General features: G+C 22.4%; 30 protein-coding genes. 16 read left to right on the forward strand and 14 right to left on the reverse strand.

Going from position 1 to position 20515, the window contains the following annotated elements:
- Window positions 1-2: 2 nt before the first annotated feature.
- Together AAHM89_RS08695 and AAHM89_RS08700 are read right to left on the reverse strand one after the other, a co-directional pair.
- The gene (locus AAHM89_RS08695; RefSeq protein ID WP_342265946.1) at window positions 3-284 is read right to left on the reverse strand and encodes a hypothetical protein; all 282 of its coding nucleotides are present in this window, start codon (window positions 282-284) and stop codon (window positions 3-5) included.
- A gap of 151 nt (window positions 285-435) precedes the next feature.
- Complete coding sequence (locus tag AAHM89_RS08700) at window positions 436-2142, reverse strand: hypothetical protein (RefSeq protein WP_342266081.1); 1707 nt, start codon at window positions 2140-2142, stop codon at window positions 436-438.
- Window positions 2143-2207: 65 nt separating this feature from the next.
- Here AAHM89_RS08700 and AAHM89_RS08705 point away from each other — a divergent pair, with 65 nt between their 5' ends.
- The 14 genes from AAHM89_RS08705 (at window position 2208) to AAHM89_RS08770 (ending at window position 7104) form a co-directional block, all read left to right on the forward strand.
- The gene (locus AAHM89_RS08705; protein WP_342266082.1) at window positions 2208-2480 is read left to right on the forward strand and encodes a hypothetical protein; all 273 of its coding nucleotides are present in this window, start codon (window positions 2208-2210) and stop codon (window positions 2478-2480) included.
- A 354-nt stretch (window positions 2481-2834) separates the two neighbouring features.
- Window positions 2835-3047, forward strand: a complete 213-nt coding sequence (locus AAHM89_RS08710; RefSeq protein WP_174480025.1) for a hypothetical protein — start codon at window positions 2835-2837, stop codon at window positions 3045-3047.
- Window positions 3048-3062: 15 nt separating this feature from the next.
- Window positions 3063-3230 (forward strand): hypothetical protein, encoded by a 168-nt coding sequence (locus tag AAHM89_RS08715; RefSeq protein WP_342266083.1) that lies wholly within the window; start codon window positions 3063-3065, stop codon window positions 3228-3230.
- Between the two features lie 17 nt (window positions 3231-3247).
- Complete coding sequence (locus AAHM89_RS08720) at window positions 3248-3370, forward strand: hypothetical protein (protein ID WP_342266084.1); 123 nt, start codon at window positions 3248-3250, stop codon at window positions 3368-3370.
- Window positions 3363-4019 (forward strand): PD-(D/E)XK nuclease family protein, encoded by a 657-nt coding sequence (locus tag AAHM89_RS08725; RefSeq protein WP_342266085.1) that lies wholly within the window; start codon window positions 3363-3365, stop codon window positions 4017-4019. The genes AAHM89_RS08720 and AAHM89_RS08725 overlap by 8 nt, the downstream gene beginning before the upstream one ends.
- On the forward strand, window positions 4009-4233 hold the full coding sequence (locus AAHM89_RS08730; protein WP_174480767.1) for a hypothetical protein: 225 nt from the start codon (window positions 4009-4011) through the stop codon (window positions 4231-4233). Before AAHM89_RS08725 ends, AAHM89_RS08730 begins: the two co-directional genes overlap by 11 nt.
- A complete protein-coding gene (locus tag AAHM89_RS08735) occupies window positions 4226-4417 on the forward strand; it encodes a hypothetical protein (protein WP_338977522.1) in 192 nt (63 codons plus the stop codon). Before AAHM89_RS08730 ends, AAHM89_RS08735 begins: the two co-directional genes overlap by 8 nt.
- Before the next feature lie 9 nt (window positions 4418-4426).
- Window positions 4427-4555: a hypothetical protein gene (locus tag AAHM89_RS08740; protein WP_255495922.1), complete on the forward strand. Its 129-nt coding sequence runs from the start codon at window positions 4427-4429 to the stop codon at window positions 4553-4555.
- On the forward strand, window positions 4548-5372 hold the full coding sequence (locus AAHM89_RS08745; protein WP_342265891.1) for a RecT family recombinase: 825 nt from the start codon (window positions 4548-4550) through the stop codon (window positions 5370-5372). Before AAHM89_RS08740 ends, AAHM89_RS08745 begins: the two co-directional genes overlap by 8 nt.
- 15 nt (window positions 5373-5387) lie before the next feature.
- Window positions 5388-5570 carry a hypothetical protein gene (locus AAHM89_RS08750; RefSeq protein WP_342266086.1) on the forward strand — a complete coding sequence of 61 codons (183 nt, stop codon included), beginning with the start codon at window positions 5388-5390 and terminating at the stop codon, window positions 5568-5570.
- Window positions 5571-5633: 63 nt separating this feature from the next.
- Entirely contained in the window at window positions 5634-5774 is a 141-nt protein-coding gene (locus AAHM89_RS08755) for a hypothetical protein (RefSeq protein ID WP_342266087.1), read from the forward strand.
- Between the two features lie 70 nt (window positions 5775-5844).
- A complete protein-coding gene (locus AAHM89_RS08760) occupies window positions 5845-6000 on the forward strand; it encodes a hypothetical protein (protein WP_342266088.1) in 156 nt (51 codons plus the stop codon).
- 14 nt (window positions 6001-6014) lie between these two features.
- Window positions 6015-6272 (forward strand): hypothetical protein, encoded by a 258-nt coding sequence (locus tag AAHM89_RS08765; RefSeq protein WP_342266089.1) that lies wholly within the window; start codon window positions 6015-6017, stop codon window positions 6270-6272.
- Window positions 6273-6276: 4 nt separating this feature from the next.
- Window positions 6277-7104 (forward strand): hypothetical protein, encoded by an 828-nt coding sequence (locus AAHM89_RS08770; protein ID WP_342266090.1) that lies wholly within the window; start codon window positions 6277-6279, stop codon window positions 7102-7104.
- A gap of 37 nt (window positions 7105-7141) precedes the next feature.
- Here the strand turns inward: AAHM89_RS08770 and AAHM89_RS08775 are convergent, their stop codons facing one another.
- The 12 genes from AAHM89_RS08775 to AAHM89_RS08830 all read right to left on the reverse strand — a co-directional run bounded on the left by AAHM89_RS08775 (window position 7142) and on the right by AAHM89_RS08830 (window position 18250).
- Entirely contained in the window at window positions 7142-7348 is a 207-nt protein-coding gene (locus tag AAHM89_RS08775; RefSeq protein WP_342265895.1) for a hypothetical protein, read from the reverse strand.
- 17 nt (window positions 7349-7365) lie between these two features.
- A complete protein-coding gene (locus tag AAHM89_RS08780) occupies window positions 7366-7488 on the reverse strand; it encodes a hypothetical protein (protein ID WP_338973392.1) in 123 nt (40 codons plus the stop codon).
- Window positions 7489-7492: 4 nt separating this feature from the next.
- Window positions 7493-9238 carry a hypothetical protein gene (locus AAHM89_RS08785; protein WP_342266091.1) on the reverse strand — a complete coding sequence of 582 codons (1746 nt, stop codon included), beginning with the start codon at window positions 9236-9238 and terminating at the stop codon, window positions 7493-7495.
- Window positions 9222-10004: a hypothetical protein gene (locus AAHM89_RS08790; protein WP_342265897.1), complete on the reverse strand. Its 783-nt coding sequence runs from the start codon at window positions 10002-10004 to the stop codon at window positions 9222-9224. Before AAHM89_RS08790 ends, AAHM89_RS08785 begins: the two co-directional genes overlap by 17 nt.
- 5 nt (window positions 10005-10009) lie before the next feature.
- On the reverse strand, window positions 10010-11200 hold the full coding sequence (locus AAHM89_RS08795) for a hypothetical protein (protein ID WP_342265898.1): 1191 nt from the start codon (window positions 11198-11200) through the stop codon (window positions 10010-10012).
- A gap of 2 nt (window positions 11201-11202) precedes the next feature.
- A complete protein-coding gene (locus AAHM89_RS08800; protein ID WP_342265899.1) occupies window positions 11203-11409 on the reverse strand; it encodes a hypothetical protein in 207 nt (68 codons plus the stop codon).
- 2 nt (window positions 11410-11411) lie between these two features.
- Window positions 11412-11906, reverse strand: a complete 495-nt coding sequence (locus tag AAHM89_RS08805) for a hypothetical protein (protein ID WP_342266092.1) — start codon at window positions 11904-11906, stop codon at window positions 11412-11414.
- A gap of 16 nt (window positions 11907-11922) precedes the next feature.
- Window positions 11923-14751, reverse strand: coding sequence for a hypothetical protein (locus AAHM89_RS08810; protein ID WP_342266093.1), 2829 nt, complete (start codon window positions 14749-14751; stop codon window positions 11923-11925).
- Window positions 14720-16069: a phage portal protein gene (locus tag AAHM89_RS08815; protein ID WP_342265903.1), complete on the reverse strand. Its 1350-nt coding sequence runs from the start codon at window positions 16067-16069 to the stop codon at window positions 14720-14722. The genes AAHM89_RS08810 and AAHM89_RS08815 overlap by 32 nt, the downstream gene beginning before the upstream one ends.
- Window positions 16070-16072: 3 nt before the next feature.
- Window positions 16073-17425 carry a phage terminase large subunit gene (locus AAHM89_RS08820; protein WP_342266094.1) on the reverse strand — a complete coding sequence of 451 codons (1353 nt, stop codon included), beginning with the start codon at window positions 17423-17425 and terminating at the stop codon, window positions 16073-16075.
- Window positions 17419-17814, reverse strand: coding sequence for a terminase small subunit (locus AAHM89_RS08825; RefSeq protein WP_174480004.1), 396 nt, complete (start codon window positions 17812-17814; stop codon window positions 17419-17421). Before AAHM89_RS08825 ends, AAHM89_RS08820 begins: the two co-directional genes overlap by 7 nt.
- 160 nt (window positions 17815-17974) lie before the next feature.
- The gene (locus tag AAHM89_RS08830) at window positions 17975-18250 is read right to left on the reverse strand and encodes a hypothetical protein (protein WP_342266095.1); all 276 of its coding nucleotides are present in this window, start codon (window positions 18248-18250) and stop codon (window positions 17975-17977) included.
- Window positions 18251-18476: 226 nt separating this feature from the next.
- Between AAHM89_RS08830 and AAHM89_RS08835 the strand changes: the two genes are divergently transcribed.
- Both AAHM89_RS08835 and AAHM89_RS08840 read left to right on the forward strand, forming a co-directional pair.
- Window positions 18477-19625, forward strand: a complete 1149-nt coding sequence (locus AAHM89_RS08835) for an Mbov_0401 family ICE element transposase-like protein (RefSeq protein ID WP_342266096.1) — start codon at window positions 18477-18479, stop codon at window positions 19623-19625.
- Window positions 19626-19814: 189 nt separating this feature from the next.
- Window positions 19815-20489, forward strand: a complete 675-nt coding sequence (locus AAHM89_RS08840; RefSeq protein WP_342266097.1) for an Mbov_0401 family ICE element transposase-like protein — start codon at window positions 19815-19817, stop codon at window positions 20487-20489.
- The last annotated feature ends 26 nt before the right edge of the window (window positions 20490-20515 follow it).

Consider the following 20515-nt stretch of genomic DNA (forward strand, 5'->3'; position numbering starts at 1 on the left):
TTTTATAAAATTGTACATGATGGGCAACATTTTTTTCCATATTGTATTTCAATAAATTGTTCTGAATTTATACTATTTATATCAAAATCACTCGTAGTAAGTATTTTTTCTAAATCTTGTTGAAATTTTAAAATTTCTTCATCAATAGAATTAATTTTCATTAATGTAGTTTCTCTATTAATATTAAAATTTTCATTAAATGGATTCATACTATGTTTTAATAATTTTTTATTTTCTTCTAATTCATTTATTTTATTTTGAATATCTTTAATTTGTTCATTCATGTTTAATTTACTCCTTTTTTCCTTGATTTTACTTTTAAATTGTACTATTTTTGATTATTTTTACAAGTATGATTTTAAACGAAAAATAACTACTAAATTAAAGGTGTTTATTTTGTGATACCTATACTATTAATTGTATTGAAATTGTTTATTATATAGCAAATGTGAAGATGCTTTTTTTCACAGTAGCGTTATTTTTACCCCTAATTACATTTTTATATGGATACAGTGCATAAAACAAAGCATCATATGGATCTTGATACATATTCTTGTCTGGAATGTTAGTTTTTGTTTCATCATAACGTAATTCTTCTAAACATTGAGTAGTTTTTGGTAAATCATCTTTATTAGCATAAAAGTTTCCATAACTCATAATATTTCTCATTCAAACTACTCTATTAGTTAATCCTGCTTCTTGATTTAAATTTGAAGCATGTTTAATAGCAGTTTGTGTTATTAAAATAGTATTATGTTCATCTATTAATTTTTGATTTAATCAATCCATTGCTGTTCGTGCTTTATCATCATAAAAATAAATCGCTTGTTCAAAATTTTCAAAATTATCCATTAATCCTAAAATTTCATTAACATAAGCATTAATTTTTTCATTTTCATTTATAAAATCATTTGGAGTAACTACTAATTCACAAATAATATAAGCATCATAATAACCACTATTATTATATTCTTTAAATCCAACTACCATAAATACAGTATGGTCTTTATGTCCAGTTGCTCAATCAACACCAACACTATAAAAATCAAATTTATACATATCTTTTTCTTGATTATAAAATTGTTTTAAATCATATGGTTGTCAATATTTTACTGTTTTTTGAAATGGAAAAATTGTTGCATCACTATCTAAAAATTCAAAACCATAAAAAACAGTATTAAATTCATCAGGATTACTTTTTTCCATTTCTAATAATTTTCTTTGTTGAATTTCAGGTAATTTTTTTCAAAATGGTTGAATAGTAAATCTTAAAATAAATAATCCTAAACCACTAAACATGTCTTTATTTTCATAATAAACTTTGCCAATTTTTTTAAGATTTTTCGTTATTTCATCATTTAATGGCAAAAATGGAGTACAGTATTTTAAATAAAATGGATGATATTTATCATAAGGATTGCATGTAAAAGTCATAAAAAAGTTTTTATAAAAATAACGAGTAATCTTTTTTTCAAAAGTAGGGCTATATATATTTTTATCAATAAAAGTTCAATTTCATTCTTTAATTGGTTCATTTGAGACTTTAATACGATTACTTCTAAACATAGAGTTTTGTAAACGTTCATATCGATATGTTAATTGTTTTTCAGTTAATGTTTCTTTTTCTTCTGCCATGATTATTTCATCTGTTCTTGAACCTAAAAAACTTGAACCACCTGCTTCTTTTCCAAAAATTTTATTACCATTAGCATAACCAATAAAGTCAATTTGTTGATTATTAGGAAAAATAATACAACCACCATCCTTAGTTATTTTTCATTTAATTCCATGTGGATTATTAGGTAATAAATTAATATTATATGTATCTAATAAAACTTGACAAACATTCATTAAAGCACCAATTGTAGTTTCACTATGAGTATTTTCATATCTTCTTACTTCTTGAACACTACTATCACTAAAATTACAACATATAAACAAATCAAATGCTAAACAGTTTCAAGTTTTTCTTATTCCACGTGCAGTTGGTATAAAACGATAAAAACAATTAGTAGTAAAATATTCTGCTCATTCATCACCAACAAATTGTTTAAAAATATCTCAACTAAAACCATAATTATTATCACTAAAATTAAGATTATATTTTTTATTCAGTTGTGCATAACTACTAATAAAAGCCATATTTTACTCCTTACTTAACATATATAAGTTAAAATTAAATTATTAAAAAGAAAGGAAAATTAAAAATGATAAAATTACCATTCCCTAATCATTTTGATTGAGAAAAACATGATTTTAATCAAGATGAATTAAGTTTAAAACAAACAGAAGAATTATTTGCAAAAATAGATGATTATTTATGAAGTATATGTGATAAATCTGAATATAAATCATATAGATTTAGAAAAAGAAAATTAAAAGCAAAAAAAGGTTTATTAAATTATAAACGACGTATTTGTACACATTATAACCCAAAAACACAAAAAAAGGAATTTTTTTCATTGTTAGGGGCGCATTAATTTAATAGATAGATTTAGAAATAACAAAGAACGATATAACTATCGTTCTTTTTTTGTTAAAAGATTAAAACTTAATACCCTGTCGGAAGAAAAATAAATTACTGTTGGTTATAGACCTATTCTTCTATCAGCATAAAAGGATTCTAATGTTAAGCAAATTAGAAAGTAACAGTATATCGCTTAATGTAATTATAGATTAATTTGAATAGCCTTATTATGGCTCAGTAAATAACCCATTAATCTATATTAATAATTACATTTGTATTATTTAAAAAAATAGGGGGTTTATATATAAATACATACCTCATTAACAATATCATAACACAATAACAAAAATAAAGGAGAAAAATAAATATGTCATACATTTATTTAGTAAAATACAAAGTTAATTATACAGATGAAACAAAATATAAAGTTTTTTGTACTTTTATAGATGCTAATAATTTTCATAGAAATTATAAACATCATTTATTAGAAAATGCTTTTATTACACATTATGAAATATTAGTATTGGAAGTTTATATTTCAAAAGAAGAATCAGACATGATAAATAAAAAACTTAATTAATGAAAGGAATTAAAAATGGAAGAAGAAATAGATGAGAAAGAATTAGAAAAGAAAATAATAAAAGAAAAAATAAAAATAGCAAAAGAACATCAAAAAAAGTTCTTGAAAATAAGAATAATTATTTTTTCAATTTCAACTTTAATTGGATTAATAGTTTTATTAATTACTATAAGTAAAAATTAATGAAAGGAAAAATATTTATGGAATATAGAGAATATAGAATGGTTGGTTCTTGTGATAAATGTAGAAAACAATCTTCTTTTGGTAATAGATTATGTAATAAATGTTTTTGAATATTAATAGGTAGAAATAAATATGAGTAAATTAATTTTTAAAAAAGAAACACATCAATATTTTTTAGAAGATAAAGAATTAATTTCAGTTTCTAGAATTATTGATAATTATTTAGGATTTGGATATAGTCATATATCACCAGAAGTATTAAAAAATGCTTCAGTTCGTGGTAAATGAGTTCATAAACTTAATGAATTATATTTACAAAATATTAATCAAGAAAATATTATTAATAATTTATTAAAAAAATTAAAACCAGTAACTAATAATATAAATTATTCTTATTGTAAAAAATCACTTATTTTTTTAAAAGAAAAATTTAAAGATAAAAATAATTATGAATTTATTATTGAAAAACCTATTAATGATAATTTAATTGCAGGAACACCAGATTTAGTTTATTTAGATAAAAAAGAAAATAAATATTATTTAGTTGATTATAAAACATATGCTTGTATTGATGAAGATAAATTAAAAAGAATTAAATTACAATTAACGGCTTATTATTGTTTGCTATTTAAAAATCAAAGGGATATATCAAATATTACATATATTTATTTAACTAATAAAAATATTCAAAAAGAAATAGTAATTGAAATAACAGAGGAATTAATAGATGAATGATTAATAGCAAAAGCAGATTATTTATTTAAAGGAGAAAATAAAAATGGAATATAAATTGGAATATTGTAAAAATAAAAAATGTAATTTTAATGAATTATTAGTTAAAAATCTTAATGCTAGAATTGAATTTTTAGAATATCAAATTGAAGAAATTAATTTAAATCAATTAAATTTATGAGAATTAGATGTTTTAAGAGGTCAAATTAAAGAATTAAATATTTTGAAAAATAATATTAAAGAATGATTAAGAAGAAATAAAAATGATTAATGAAAAAACAATTAAAGAAAAAACTATTTATTCTTGTAATTCAATTGAATTTGATAAGTTACCTAAAAAATTAGATAGTAATCTAAATAATTGAATTGAAATTAATAGTCATTTAATAGTTAATCCTAGTAAAAATATTGAAATACATTTAGATAATAGATTTAAAACAATTAAAAAATGATAGGAGAAAATTATGGATAAGAAAAGTTCTGGTATGGATAAATCAATTTTAATTTTATTAAAACATATAGGAAAAATTAATAAAAAATTAGATGAAATTTTAGAATTATTAAATAAAAAAGGAGAAGAAAATAATGAGTAATAATAGTAAAAATGAATTAAAAATTCCTAATTTTATTAAAAGTAATAAAGAAGAATTATTAAAATTTAGAAATTATTATGAAATGATTAGAAATTCTAGTAAAGATTTAAGAAATATGAATCAACAAAGTTTATTTAATGCTTTATTTAATTTATACAAATTAAATCTTTCAATTAATCCTATTAAAAAAGAATTAGCATTAATTCCTTATGGTGATGAATTACAAGTTCAAATTCAAGAAGATGGTTGATTAACATTATTACAAAGAACTGGATTAGTAGTTGATTTTCAAAGAGAAAAAATAACAACTGCACATAAATTTAATCAAGAAAATAATAAATGAGAAATAAATCCAGCATTAATTTTTGAAAGAAAAACTATTAATACAATTGGTTATTATTGTTATATTTCACTTTTAGATAAAAATGGAAAAATTAATAATTTTTATAAAGGAATGACTGTTGAAGAATGTCAAGAATGAAGAAAAAAATTTAGTAAAACTAAGCGTGAAGATAGTCCTTGAAATACTAGTTTTGACCAAATGGCATTAAAAACAGTTGTAAAAGCATTAATTCGTGAAATTAATAAAACACCAATTATAGTATTAAATAATCAAGATGATATTAATTTAGCACTTCAATTAGACCAAAGTGTAGTAATTGATGAAGAAACAATTGCTTATAAAGATAATACTGGTGATGAAGTTAAAATTATTAATTCAAATAATAATATTGATAATACTGATATAAATTCTACTTTATCTAAATTAAAAGAATTAGAAAAAGAAGAAGAAATAATAGAAAATTTTGAAGTTTAATAAGGAGAATAAATAATGGAAATTACTACTGAAGATATTATTGATGAATATAAAAACGAATATAAACAAAAATTAATTATTTGATTAAATAAACAAATTAGTATTTGTTTATGTGATTCTTTAAAAGAAGCAGGTAAACTTACTGCTTATTATAAAGTACTTGAATTTATAGAAAATGGAGAATTTGATAATGAATAAATGTGAACATGAAGATGTAAGTATTGAATTAATATTTAGATTAAAATTAGGAGATTTTGAATAATGAATAAAGAAAAATTACTTAAATATTTAAAAAATTTATTTATGGAAACTGATAATTGGGAAAAACAAATAATTATTTCAATGAATTTAATAATACGTCAAGAACTTATTAAAAAAATAGAAAATGGAGACTTTGATTAATGAATAAAGATAATTTAAAACCATGCAAACATTATATATATTATAACGTAGAATATTATTATTTTGGAGAATGTGATATGTGTGATGAAGAAAAGGATGTGAAATAATGACTAAATGAGATTTAGCAAAATGATTAATGGAACAATGATTAGAAGCCAGAAAAAATAATGATAAAGAATATATGCGAATAATACAAGATAGTTTTAATGAATTTGATTGAGAATAAAAGGATGTGAAATAATGAGAAATATTAGAACTGAATGATTTTATAATGAAAAAAGTCCAAAAGAAATAAAATGTCCAACAGTTGGATTATTAAAAAATAAAGAAGATGCTTTATGTTATTTATTAGCATTAAATTTATATCCAAAATTATATCCACAAGATATTTTTTATTCATGAATATTAGAAAATAATCAAACTGGATATTTAATTATAGTTGGTAATAATAGAGATACAGTAGGAAATATGCAATTTAAATTTATAAAAGGAGAATAAAAAAATGCCAAATACAGAAAACCAAAACTCAAATTATACTTTATTAAAATTAATAAGAACTGGAATATCACCATTATCAGCAATGATAGGTACCAGTGCTTATTATGGGCAATTAATAGGAAATCCTATTCTAGGTAGTATAAATGCTTTATTATTTTCAAAAAAATTAGGAATTGATATATGAAATTTAAATCAAATGCCAAGTTCAAAAACTAAATTATTAAATAGTTCTAAAAAAATAGCATTAGGATTAGGAACAATTGGCTTAGCAAATTATGCTAAATTTACTAATTCTTCAATTAACCCTAATCCAACTGAAAGTCCAATAACTACTACTACTATTGACCCATTTCCACCAGATTTGAGACAAAACATAATTTTTATGGGACAAAATAGTGAATTTATGGGACAAATGGATTGAGATACTTATATTTCATTAAATGCTTATGGTATATCAAATCTTATTAATGGAATTCTAGAATTAATACCTAATAAATTTGAAGCAATAAGAAAAATATGTAATATGGCAACTGGTGGTTGTTTGATTAGTAGTGGTGTTGCTATGGGGATAAATAATGATTTTAATAATGCTTATGCAGTACCTACCATAATTGCTGGTGCAAGTGAAATAATCCATAATTTACTTCCAATAGAAACAAATCATAGTAGAGAAATGCAAGAAACTTCATTTACAAATGAAACTGCAAGATTAATTAATGATAATAGATTTACTATTAATAGTGAAACAAGTAGTCAATATGGAACTAATATGAGTGATGTAATTTTAGATAATGCTTCATTAAATTGAGATTATAATCACATGAGTTTATAAATAAGTAAAAATGCCTATTAAAGGCATTTTTTTATTATTAATAAATACTTTTTACTTCTGGTTGTTTATTAATAGAATTTAATTTAGTTTGTAATTTATTAATTTTATTTTGTTTTTTAAGTGCTTTTTTATTAGGGTCTGTTAAAGATTTACCAAAAGCAATAAATGCTTTTCCTAATTTAATTAAAACATAACCCCCATTAATACATAAATTAGCAACTATAATAATTGTTGTAGTATCCATATTAAATCACCACCTTTCTAAAATATTTGATTAATTTTTAATACAATTTTTACAATAATAAATATAATTAAACCAGCAGTTGCAGAAGATAATAAAACTCCAATTAAACCTAAAATAATCTTTATAATTTTAAAAAACATAATATTATTCCTGTAATTCTTCTAATTTTAAAAGTTGTCCAAATGTAAAAGGATATGGAACAGTAGTCATGAATATACTATTTTGATTTACTTGTAATCACGTATATGAACCATCTGTATATATAAAACTATCTAAATATTCTGTATTATTATTTCCACTATATATAAATTCTTTATATATTCATGAATATTCTGTTTTATCATTAGTAGCACAATAATTGTAATAAATACGATATATTTTATTTTTAATAAAATTAAATTGAATAGTTTTATTATCTTTTTTTGTTCCTACTTCTTTTCATTGTGGAATACTTGGACTTGGTGTTGGAGTATTTGGTAATTCAATATCTCAATAATTTTCTTCTATTTCATTAGTTTCTAAACTTCTTGAATTAATTTTTAATTTTGGTGTAACATCAACTTTAACTGTATTTTGTAATTCTTCTAATGAAAAAATATTTGCATATTTTTCATTTCCACCTTCTAAAATTAATTGTCATTTATTAATATCTAATAATTGTAAATATAAAATACCTTCTTCATTATTAATTAAACCTTTTGTAAGAAATATTTTAATTCCATGATTTCCACCTAAATAATTACCTGTTTTAAATTCTACTGTTATTCTTGTATTTACTTGATGAAATGGTGGAGATTCCCATGTAATAATTACTCTATAAAGAGTATTAAAAGCAAGATTAAAATCACCATATTTACGATTATTTATACTTTTACCTATTACTTTTCAATTTTCTTTATCTTGTTTTTTATCAATATTAGTTTTATTTTCATTAATAGCACCAACAATAGTTTTATTAGTAGTTTCTAATCTTCCATAAGTATTATTAAGCAATAATGAGATAGCAAGAGAACTATTTGAACTATCATTTATTCATAATTGGTCTCTATCATCTTTATATGTAAAATATCCTTTCATAAAAACAGATTTTTTATAATAATTAGTTAAATCTGGTATTTTATTATCAACATATTCTTTGTTAGTTGCATCAGTTTCAAAAGTAGGTGTTCCAACATCAATAATTCTTTTATTATTAGCAATAATACCTTTATCATCTTTTAATTTAACAAAATTAATATTATCTTTATCAACTTCTCATAATGAATCAATATTACTATCAACATGAATTTTTAATTTAGGTATAGTATCACTAACATTATCTATTTTTATACCAGTACCTTCAATTAAACTCATTTTTTGTAAAAATGTTTTATTACCAGAATCTCAAGTAATTAGTTTAGTATCACTTTCATCAAAAATACTAGGAGTATTAAAATTATCTGTATTACATGAAATAGGATTATTAATTGCTTTTCTTGGAGTATGTAAATTTGCTTGTTGTAATAAATTATATACTTCCATTAATACATAATCTGGTTCACTTGGGGGACTAATACTACTTGATAAACCATTACCACTAATAGATACTGAACTTCTTATAAATGCCATTCCAACTGTTAAATAATAAATAGTCATTCTTGCTGTTGCTCTTTTAGTTAATTGTTTTTGAGTTTCATTTAAATTATTAAATCCAGTTTGTTCAATTAAATTACCAGTAATAGTATTAATACGTTCACTTGATATAGCAATTGCCATAATAGTAAAATCAGTTTTAGTATTATCAGTAGTAGTTTGGTCAGCATCTGGTATAAAACCATATATAGTTTTTAAATCATCTTTTGTAATATAATTTAAATTTACATTTCAATCAATATTATTTTTGTTTTCCATAATTTTTAAACCTTTCATATCCATGTACTGCTTGTGATTTATTAACTACACCAATAACTGATTTATATTTCTTTTGTTGAATTACTTTTTTACCTATATTTTTAGAATTTCTACGTGCTAAATATTCTTTATCTTCTTTATCTAATCCACCATGATAATATTGCCTTATAAGTATTGAATTAGCCCCAGTACCATAAGCACCAGTTGCTTTACACATATCAATTCACATTTCTTTTGATATCATAAAATAATCATATGATTTACTTAAATTAGTACGATATGTTAATGTCGCAATACCATAAGTACTGGACTGTTGTTGTATTACTGGAGTTCATATACCACCAGCAAGAGCAGAACTTGAAAGATTAACATAAACTCCAATCATAGAATCATAATCTTCTTGTGTTAAAGAATTCATTATTATTTCTTTACCTTTATCCATTAATGATTTACCATTTAAATATTGTTTTTGAATATGTTGTAATTTAGCAATATTATTATTAGTAATATGTGTCATTATTTTTTTATGAATTACTGGTAAATTTGTTAATTTTTGTAAAACTTGTTGAAATTCTGATAATTCTTTTTGTGATTTACCTTGTCCTAAAATTTTTGACATTAATTGATTTTTTAATATTCCTGCTGGATTTTTTAAAAAACTATTAAATAATGAATTATTTTTTTTAAATTTTTCTATTAATTCAGCAGTTTGAATATCACTAACAGCAGTTTCTAATATTATTCTTAAAAGTAAAATAATAGGCATTTAAATTACTTCTTTGTAAAAGTTACTTGTAAAGAACCATCATATAAATTTTTACCTTCAACATTAGCACTTGTTGCTGTTAAATCTGAAAAATTAGCATTACCTTTTCGATAATTAGGATTTTTAGCAATAACTGCTTTTTCTACTTCATCTGCAGTTGGTGTTGCACCAGCCATAGTAATAGCACCTAAATTAGTAAATTCAATTGCTGTTGCAATATCTATACTTGAAGTAACTGTAAATCCTTTAACTAAATCTGGTCTTAATGCTTTACCATCACTTACTAAAAACTTATGAAAGTTTTTAATATTACCATTAGTTTGTAAAATAAATGTATTATCAAGACCACGATTAAACGGAAATGCCAATGCTTCTTTATGCACTAATACAGCATCACAACCCCTAAAGTCAAATCCTTCTTGTTTATCAATAACTCCAGCTGGATAATTTCTTCCTAATCATGGACATTCTATAATTTTAATACCACCAATTTCTAATACTTTACCACTAGCTAATGCTTCACTAGAACTTTCACTACCTAAATTAGCATTTGCTAATAAAACTAACGGTTTAAAAAAACTAGATACTCATAATGTATAATCTTCTTCATTTGTACCAATATATTCATCAGTAATTCTTGCTTTTAAAGTTGCTAATGTAGTTGAGATTTTTAATCATAATAATGCTCTATAATCATCTGTTTTAGGATTAGTTGGTAATGTAATATTAATAATGCCATTTTCGTTTGCTGTTTTAACTGCTAATTGAAGTAATTTAGCAACTAAATATACTTCTACTGATTTTGCTTTTGCATCAATTCAACCAGAAACATAACTATCACCCATAGTAATTCCACCATCTTCAAATTTAGCACCTAATCTTTTTAAATCTAATGTTTCAATTTCATAATTAATTTCTTTTGATTTATTTAAAAGAATTTGTTCTGTTCTAATTGCTGTTACATCATTTTCACCAGCACCACGTTTATAATCTTGTGTAATATTACGTTTTGTAACATCATAAATAGCAGTACCAGCATCTAATTGTTCTCTATTCTCTACTGTTGCATTAATTAATGCTACTCTTTTTGATAATAAAACTTTTAAATTTTTAAGATATTTAACTGATAAATCTGCTTTACCACTAGGTGTACTAGGGTCATTAATTGTTGTTGATTGTGTTGTAATAATTGCCATATTTATTCTCCTTTAATTTGTTTTAAATCATTTAATACTTGTTTTTCAAAATTAAGTATTTTTTCTAAACAATTGATACTTTTTTCATATCCTTTAATACTTTCTAAAGTATTTATTATTTCTATACGAGTACTTCTAGTAATATTAAAAATATCAGGATAATCACTTTGAATATTTTCATATTTTTTATTAAATTCTTTAATAGTCATATTTAACCTACCATTCCGAATGTATTACTATCTACATCTTCTTTTTTACCTTCTTTAAATTTATCTTTTACATCTAAAGAATTACTAATATTTGTATCTTTATTTTTATTAAATAAATGTGGAAAATCTTTATTTAATAATGATAATTCTTCTTCAATATCATCTTTATCTCCAAGATATCTTTTTAATAAATTAATATTTTCTTGTGATAAATCATATTTTTTATAACTTTCTGAATGTCTAATTTCTCTATCTTTATCAGTTTTTTCTTTATATAAAGCATTATATTTTTCTTCTAATTCTTTATATTTATCTTCTAAAGTTGGTTCTTTAGATTCTTCAGTTTCTGGTTCTTTTGATTCAGTTTCTACTTGTTTTGATTCATTTTCTTCGGGTTTTGATTCAGTTTCTGTTGAATTTGATTCAGTTTCTTGTTCTTCATCTTTTTCTTTTTCTTCCATAGTATTACCTTCTTTCATTTCATTTTCATTTAACATAATTACCACCACCTTTCTAAGTTGAACTTTTGGGATTAATTACCAATGACGTAGTTTGAAGATTTCAATTAGCATTAGCATTAATATATCTATAAGGTGCATCATCTATAAGTGATGGAAAAGTAACTATAAATTGATATCTTAATATAATCGAGTTATTATCAATATATGCCACGATTTTAAATCAAATTGAACTTCAAATTGCTTTACCACTACTTGGAGTATCATTTGTTCATAATAAGTCATTAACGTAAGTATTATTAATATTTTTTGCTGAGTTTAAAGTTGCTTTTTGAATAGGAGGTGCTTCATTACCAACGTTAAAAATTCAATTATTATAATTATCATTATGAGAATTTCAATATTCATAACTAATATCATTAACTAAAAATAATGAATTACTATTATTAAAAATAGTCTTTACATCAGATAAATTAATTTTTATAGGATTGAGTCAATTTTTGGAATTATCAAAACTACCAGTAGGACCAATGCTATAATCTAGATGAGCTTTCATATTAAAATTAAAATTAAATGTCATACTTTCATAATCTTCTTTAAATTTATCAAAATTATCATAGCCATAATCTTTAAATGAAAATATTATCTCTTTGGAATATCCATTTAAATTTTCATTAACATTTGGCCTCATTTGATAGCCACTTGAATTAAAAAGAGTACCTTTAATACTATTATTAATACCATATTGACTTTGATTACTTAAATCAATAAATATAGGGTGTGCTCTTTCTATTAATGGTGGTGGTTGTATTGCTTGTGGATAATTAAATGGTTGGTCAAATTTAAAAGTATTATTTGCTAAAATAAATGTATTTTGAATTAATCTACTATTATTACTTGCTTTACCAACTGTTTGATAAGTACCACTTCAAATACTAAAATTATCATTAACAGCACCATTTCTATTATCTGGCATTGAATAAAATGTTATTTTAAAATTACTTTTACCAACAACTTTAATATCAATCATATCAATTGCTCATTTAACAATATTTGTATTATTAAAATTTGGAGAATTTAATAATGGAATTAAACTATTTTCTTTTGCTAATAATGAAACTGTATCTTTACCACCACTACCATTTAATTGACCTAAATTTACACTATCATAAATTCCTTGTGAAGAAATACTTCCATCATTAATATTAAAATTTTGTAAATTAATTCTATCAGTTAAATTAAATGTAAATGATGTCATATGACTTGCTGTACCTAATACTGATTGAATAGTATCTGGTGTTTCATTTCTAAATACATCTAATGGAATTAATGCTGGATTAGTACTTTGTGAACTATATAATAATGTTGTATAAAAATTATATAATTCAGCAGATATTAAGCCATTTATATACGGAAATTGTGGTATTAATAAATTACTTGATAATTTAGCACCAATATCTAAACCACCAACAAAAGCATTCATAAATGACCCAAATATAGGTATAGTATTAAGATTAATTTTAATAGTTTCTCTAACTGTTAAAGGTATTTCACTAATAGGATTATAAATAAAATAATGTAAAGCATTAATAGTATTTAATTGCTTAAATTTATTATTATTCATATTATAATGAGTATTACCAATAAATTTTTTATTATTTTTATTATAATATTGAAAATATGGATTACCAGCAGTTGCATAATTATAATCTTCTATTTCAGCACCATTTAAAAAATTATTATCTCAATAATTTACTAATCTTTCAGAAGCATCCACTTTATTAGTATTTTTAGTTTTTTCAACATTAGTTCTTAAATGACCTTCATAATGTTTAGTTGCACCATCATCATAATTTGGTGCAATTACTTTTTGTCAATCTGAATAACTATCCATAACACTCTGCCCTTGAACAGTTAATACATAATTAGTTTCTGGTAATGCTTGAAAACTTATTGGGTCATAAGTTGAACATTGATATTGTCATGGAAATAATAATTTACTTGGATATTGTCTATATTTATGATGTTTAGTATTAATAGAATTATTATCAATATCTCTACCTCATAATGCTATTGAAATAGGTTTTACTGAACCATAAAAAGATACTTGACAATGAGTAACTGGTAATGGAGTTAAATAATTATCATCTAAAACAATATTATTATTTTCATCTAATGCTGGTAATGCTACTGGGTCAGCAGGTGCACCTAATTGTACATATTGATTAATTGCTAATCCACTATGGGCTAATTTATCATTTAATGAACTAAAAGTACATTGAATATAAGCAAGTTCTTTATTTTCATTATTATAAGTTTTACTTGCAACTTCAAGAATATATCATTGTCTATCAACTTTAATAGATTTATCAGTATTTATAACTTTATTAATTTCTGGAATCATATATAACTTATATAAATTTGAAACAATATTATTAATAAAATTAAAATTCTTTTTTTCATTTGGAATATTAATAACTACATTTTTAATTGCTTGTTCTTGAATAAAAGCATTATTTGCTGGAGTTGCTGAATAAGTAATACCTAATTGGTCACTTAAAATATTTCCATAAAATACATCACCAACTTGTAATTGTTTATATGCTTCATCTGGATTATCTTTATTTTGAATAGGATAATAAGAATGGTCTCAAACTGCTTGTATTGCTTCTCTACCAGTAAAGATTTTACTAAAACTAGTATAATCATTAGGTATTGAAGTTGGTGGTTTATATCCCGTTTCTGTTGAATTTATAGCACCTAAAATAATAGTAAAAGGACATACACGAAATTGTAAATCTTTATTTTGTGTAAAATCTTTTTCAATTTCACCAGTTGATTTTCAAACTGTTTTAATTAATTGATGATTTATTTTCGGTATCATTTTTAGTTTCTCCATCAATATCTTTTACTAACTTATTATCAAAATCAATTTCTTCTTTTCTCATTCTTCTATTTTCTTCAAGAATGTTCATTGCTTCTTCTTCACTAACACCTTCTTCTTGCACAAGAATACGTTTTCTGTTAGTTAAATCTAATGCTAATTTTCTCTCATTAATTTCTAATGATTTTAATCTATCTATAATAGTATTTTCTTTAATTTCAAATGTTCATTTAGATTTATCACCATCTAATCCCATTAATATAAAACATCTTTGAAATATTTCATTTCAATCACTTTGATTTAAAGTTCTTTTAATTCTTGTAGTTTCCATATCTCTTGAATTAGTAATTAATACTTCTGCTTCTGTTTTTTGACTTGTAGTATCATTTACTGGACTATATCCACTACCCTCAAATGCTTTATCAATAATAAATTGTATAAAATCTGCATATTTATCTAATATTGGATTACCTTGTAATATTGCAATTGGTGGTGTTCCACTAGTACTTCCTAAACTTCTTAAATTTGCTTGTAAAATAAATTTACCTATTAATTTTTTTAAATCAAAAGCAGTTTTAGATTGATTTATTTCTTGTTCAGTAATATCTAAAAATACACGAGTAACATTACATTCAAGTTCATGGTTAATTGATTCAAATGTTTTATTTAATAATTCTTGTAATTTTTTAATTGGTGTCATATCTGGATAATAATCACCAATAACTCCACCAAAGAAATTCTTTTTAGGCAAATTTTGCATAAATTTAACTGGAATAATACCTAAATTATGATTTTCTATTAATGGTAATTTTAAATCATCACTTATTTTTTCTTGTAAACCATCTAATGTAATAAAATCACTAGTAAAATATCTAATTATTTGATTTTGAGTATATGTTGTTTTAACATAAATACTTTGGTCATCATATTGTAACCTTGACCATGTTGATGCACTATATTCAGTTTCTAATACTCTTGCTACTCTTGATTGAGCATATGGTTGAGCAAAATTTAATGAAATTCTACCAGTTTTACTTCTATCAATTTGAACAATACTATAACCATAACCAGATTTAATATGACAATCTTGATAAAATAATGAATCAAAATTATTTCATTCTTTTAATTTTTCAATTGCTCTTTTATAATCATCATCTTCACTTGTTAAAGTATAACCATTACCCCAAAGTAATTTAGAAGCATGATTTGCTATAATTTCTTGAAGATTTATCATACATCAATTAGGAGTTAATATTTCAGTATTATGATTATTCATGGGTGATTTAGGAGTTAATATTTCAGTATTATGATTATTCATATGTTACTTCCTTTCAAAATAAGGATTTATATTTGCACTTAAATTTCTAATATATGGTTCTATAGCATAATCAAATGCATCACGTAAATGGTCATTACCCGCTAATGGTATTTGTTTAATACTTTTAGGGTCTCATACAGCCAATCTAAATTCATCTAATAATGATTGTGCATTCATACTAATATTTAAGCGTTCTGATGCCATTAAAGCAACATTCTTACCTATTCTAAACTCAAGTCTTAATTTCACACAATCTTTAAAATATAGCCATGAATTAACTTGATATTTAATTGCTGTATCATTTAACATTTCAATAAATGTATAATTACTAAAATCACAATATACAGTTAAACCATATTCATATAACAAATTATTTTCTTTTGCTAATTTAATATAAAATTCTACTACTAATCTTGCTAATTGCTTATTATCATAACGTATTAATTTATTTTCTATTTTTAAACAATCAATAACATTAACAAATTTAAAATTATAATCAAAACCTATTAATACACATGCTAAAGCATCATCTTTAAACCCATAATCTAATCCAGCACTAAATCTATAACTTGGTTGTAATAAACGTGATATCTTATGAATAAGATGTGAATATATTCCACCAGATTCATAACCTACTAATCCATGACTTCTTACTCTTGCAGATATTGGGTCTAATTTTTCTATTTCTAATAATTGATGCTTATCACTATCTTTTAAATGAGTATTTAATTTTCAATTTTGATAATGATAAATAGTATTATCAATAATAGTAAATTGTTCATATTCATTAATAATTTGTTTTTCATTTTGTGGACAAGCATTTATAGTTTTTTTAATAAATTCATTAAGAATTGACCAAGGATTACAACTTTCAATTTCTAATAATTGATTTGCACCTCTTATTGCATCTTTTAAATCTTGATAATCATTTTCAGTAATTTCATATCTTTCATCACTTCATATAATTACATAATCATATAAATAATTACTTGCTAATCCAGTTAATTTAACATTACTATTATCTTGTGAATGTAAATATTTACAAGTTATTTTACTACCATTAAATTCAATAGTTTTTTTAGTTTCACTAATAATAAAATTAATACTAGGATAGGTTGCTCTAATAATTTGCTTTAATTCTTGTCAACTATCATTTAATTGTTTTGACATATTACGAATTAAATAAGCATGAATATTAATATTTTCTAACATTAATAAAATACCAAGAAATTCAATATCACTAAATGTTTTACCAGATTTACGACTACCTAATTGTTTAATTTTAGTAATATTTAAAGGTTGTTTTAAATACATTCTTTTAGCAATATCTAATAAATAACCAAAATTACTTAACATTTATTCTTACCTTTATTTTCTAAACTAATTGCTATAGGGGCTGTATTATCACTACTTTTTATATCAATTTTTGTAGATAAATGATATTCTTTCACAAATGCTCTTTCTAAATATCATGCAGTATTATTTGCATTTGCTTTTAAATATCTTTGTGTATTAATATGACGTATTTGTAAATATGCTCAATTAATTTGTTGTAAAAAAGTATTTCTCTTTTTTTGTTTTCAACTATAAAGAGTATTTTCTGTAATATCTAAATAAACTAACATACCAATTTTAGTTGGTACTTCTTCAGTTTGTTTACAATGATTAAAATATTCTTCTAATTTTTCTCTTAATGCTTTTGCATCATTAAAAATTGTTCTTATTTTTATTTTTTCTTCTTGCACATAAAATCTCCTTTCATATGCTTTAAAAACACAAAAATTTATGATATAATTAATATAATCTTTAAGTTAAGTTTCCTCACAATAACTTATTAACTTTATTAATTAGTTCATATATTTATTTCTTTAATTTTTATAATATAATTATAACAAAAAATAGCATTTACTTTGCTATTTTTATTTTTTTATTTCTTTTTTTAAACATTTTTTTTATTTTATTTTCAAAACTTTTTCAAAATTTAAATTCTGGATGTTGTATTTTATATATAATCATACATCCTATAAAAGTTCCAATAATATTAAATATCAGAGTTAACAATAAAACACCAAAAATATTACCACTAGAACATAATTCTAAGGCTCAAGAATATAAGTGCATAATCATTACTATTACAACTACAAGTAATGGAACCAACATAACAGTTAATAATAAAATCATTTTTATTTTCCTTTTCTTTCTATTTACATTTTCTTTTATTGTACATTATTTTATTAAAAAAGAAAAGATAACTAATAAAAGTTATCTTTTAAACGTTGCAATAGATTTGCTAGTTATTTCAATCGTTCTTTATCATTATACTTTAAAACGAAACATTTTTCAACAATATTTTAACAAATTTGTTAGAATAGTTAGGATAAAAAAATAAATAGAAAGGTGTTAAAAAATGTTTAATTATAAAAATAATCTTGAATATGAAATTAATAGAATTATAACAAATCATGTTAATAAAATCCATGCTTTTGATGAATATTTTTTTCAAAATAGAGATAAAGATAGATATAAAGTTGCTAAAAAATGTAATCGTAGTATTATTTTTGAATTTGGTAAAATGATTTTTAATCAAAGAGTTTATTGAGATAAATTAAAGAAAGAATATTATTATCCAGTTTATGAAGAGTTTAATATTGAAAAAAGAGCAAAAATTATTAGTTGATTAAAAGAAGAAATAATATCATATATTGGAAGAAAGAAACATTATCAAGATATACAAGATATTTTAAAATACACTTATGTTTCAAAAGTAACAATTAGTAAAATTCATAAAAATGCAAAAGTACAAGAAAAATTACCAGAACAAAAATTTAAAGTTAAAAATAGTGAATTTATTTATATTAATGCTGATGATTGTTATGTTCCGGTTTGAAATAAAAATCATAAAAGAGAAATGCAAAAAATTCGTAGTATTAGTTACAATACTGGTAAAAAACAAATAGGTAAAAATAGAAATAAGTTATCAAATAAAATTTATACTTTTATGGGTGATTATAAATATAGTCCTAAAGAAGATTATTTACAAGCAAATCCGACAGTTGATTTTACTTGAAATGGATTAAAAAAATATTATGAATTTGAAAATGCTAAATTAGTAGTTTCTGGTGATGGTGCTGGATGAATATATAATTTAGCAAAATATTTGGGTGCTTATTATGTATTAGATAAATATCATGCTTTTTATTATTTATGAACAGCATATAAACCTGATAAAAGAAAAAATAAAGTTAATCCAGAAAATTTGAAAAACTTTTTAAAGGCTTGAAAATATTTTTGTAATGGTCAATATGATGAATTAATAGCATTTTTAATTGAAACTAAAGTAAATAAAGAAACTTTAAGGATTTTTGAAAATAATAAAGAAGGTATTATAAATCAACCTGCTTATTGAAATATTGGTTGTAGTGCTGAAAGTGATATTCAACATTTAGTTAAATCTCAAACTAAAGGTGCAAAAATATATGCTTATCCAACGTTAATTAATATGTTAATGGCTAGAGCCAATTATTTAAATAGTAGAAATTATATTAATAGTGCTTAAAGTAATACAATTTAATATTTTTAAATTCTAATTTTAAGATTAGGATTTTTGTGTTATTTAAATGTAATTTTGTAATTATATTTTTTAATCTTTTAAAAATTTATGATATAATTTAATTAACAAATATTTAGATTTGCTAGTTTTATTGTTTGAAGTTAGAAAATCTATCCGTTATATTTATTCGTCCCATTGTTAGATAATTATCTTGGTGTTAAAAAATATAGTAAACTTGCACCTAATGTTATTAAACAAATTTTAAAATATTTTGCTGATGATAAAAAATATCGTGATGTTTGTGATACTTTTATTGAAGATTTAATAAGTAATAGTACAGTTTGTAGAACATATCAAAAATTTGAATTACCAAAAGCTAATATTCCTAAAATAGTACTACAACCAAATCAAACTTTATATATAAATATTGATGATGGACATAGAAAATTTAAGTTTAATGAAAAGCATAATACTAAAAATTGTAAAAAATGTTCTATGAGATTATTAGTATTTTGTACTGGTAAAAAGAAAAATGGAAAATTAATTAATAAAAGAGCTGTATGTAAAATAAGAGTATCAAAAACAGAAATTGGTGCAGAAAAAACAGCTAAATTTATTCAAAAATATGGTAATTTATATTTCGAAAATTTTGACCAAGCAAATTTAATAGTTTGTGGAGATAGTGCAAAATGAATTAGAAAAACTGCTACAATTTTAAATGCTAAATTTATTTTAGATAAATTTCATGCTTTTCATGTTTTATTTCTTGGAATAATGGCAGGAAGAAAAAAAGATAAAATTGCTAAATTACACTATGAAAATGCAATAAGTTTATTTTCCAAAGGTGAATATTATAGACATATTCCGTAATTAAATTTTTTAAAAGTCAATTAATA

It is taken from the genome of Spiroplasma endosymbiont of Villa modesta (genome assembly GCF_964030925.1).
Classification (GTDB): domain Bacteria; phylum Bacillota_I; class Bacilli_A; order Mycoplasmatales; family VBWQ01; genus Spiroplasma_E.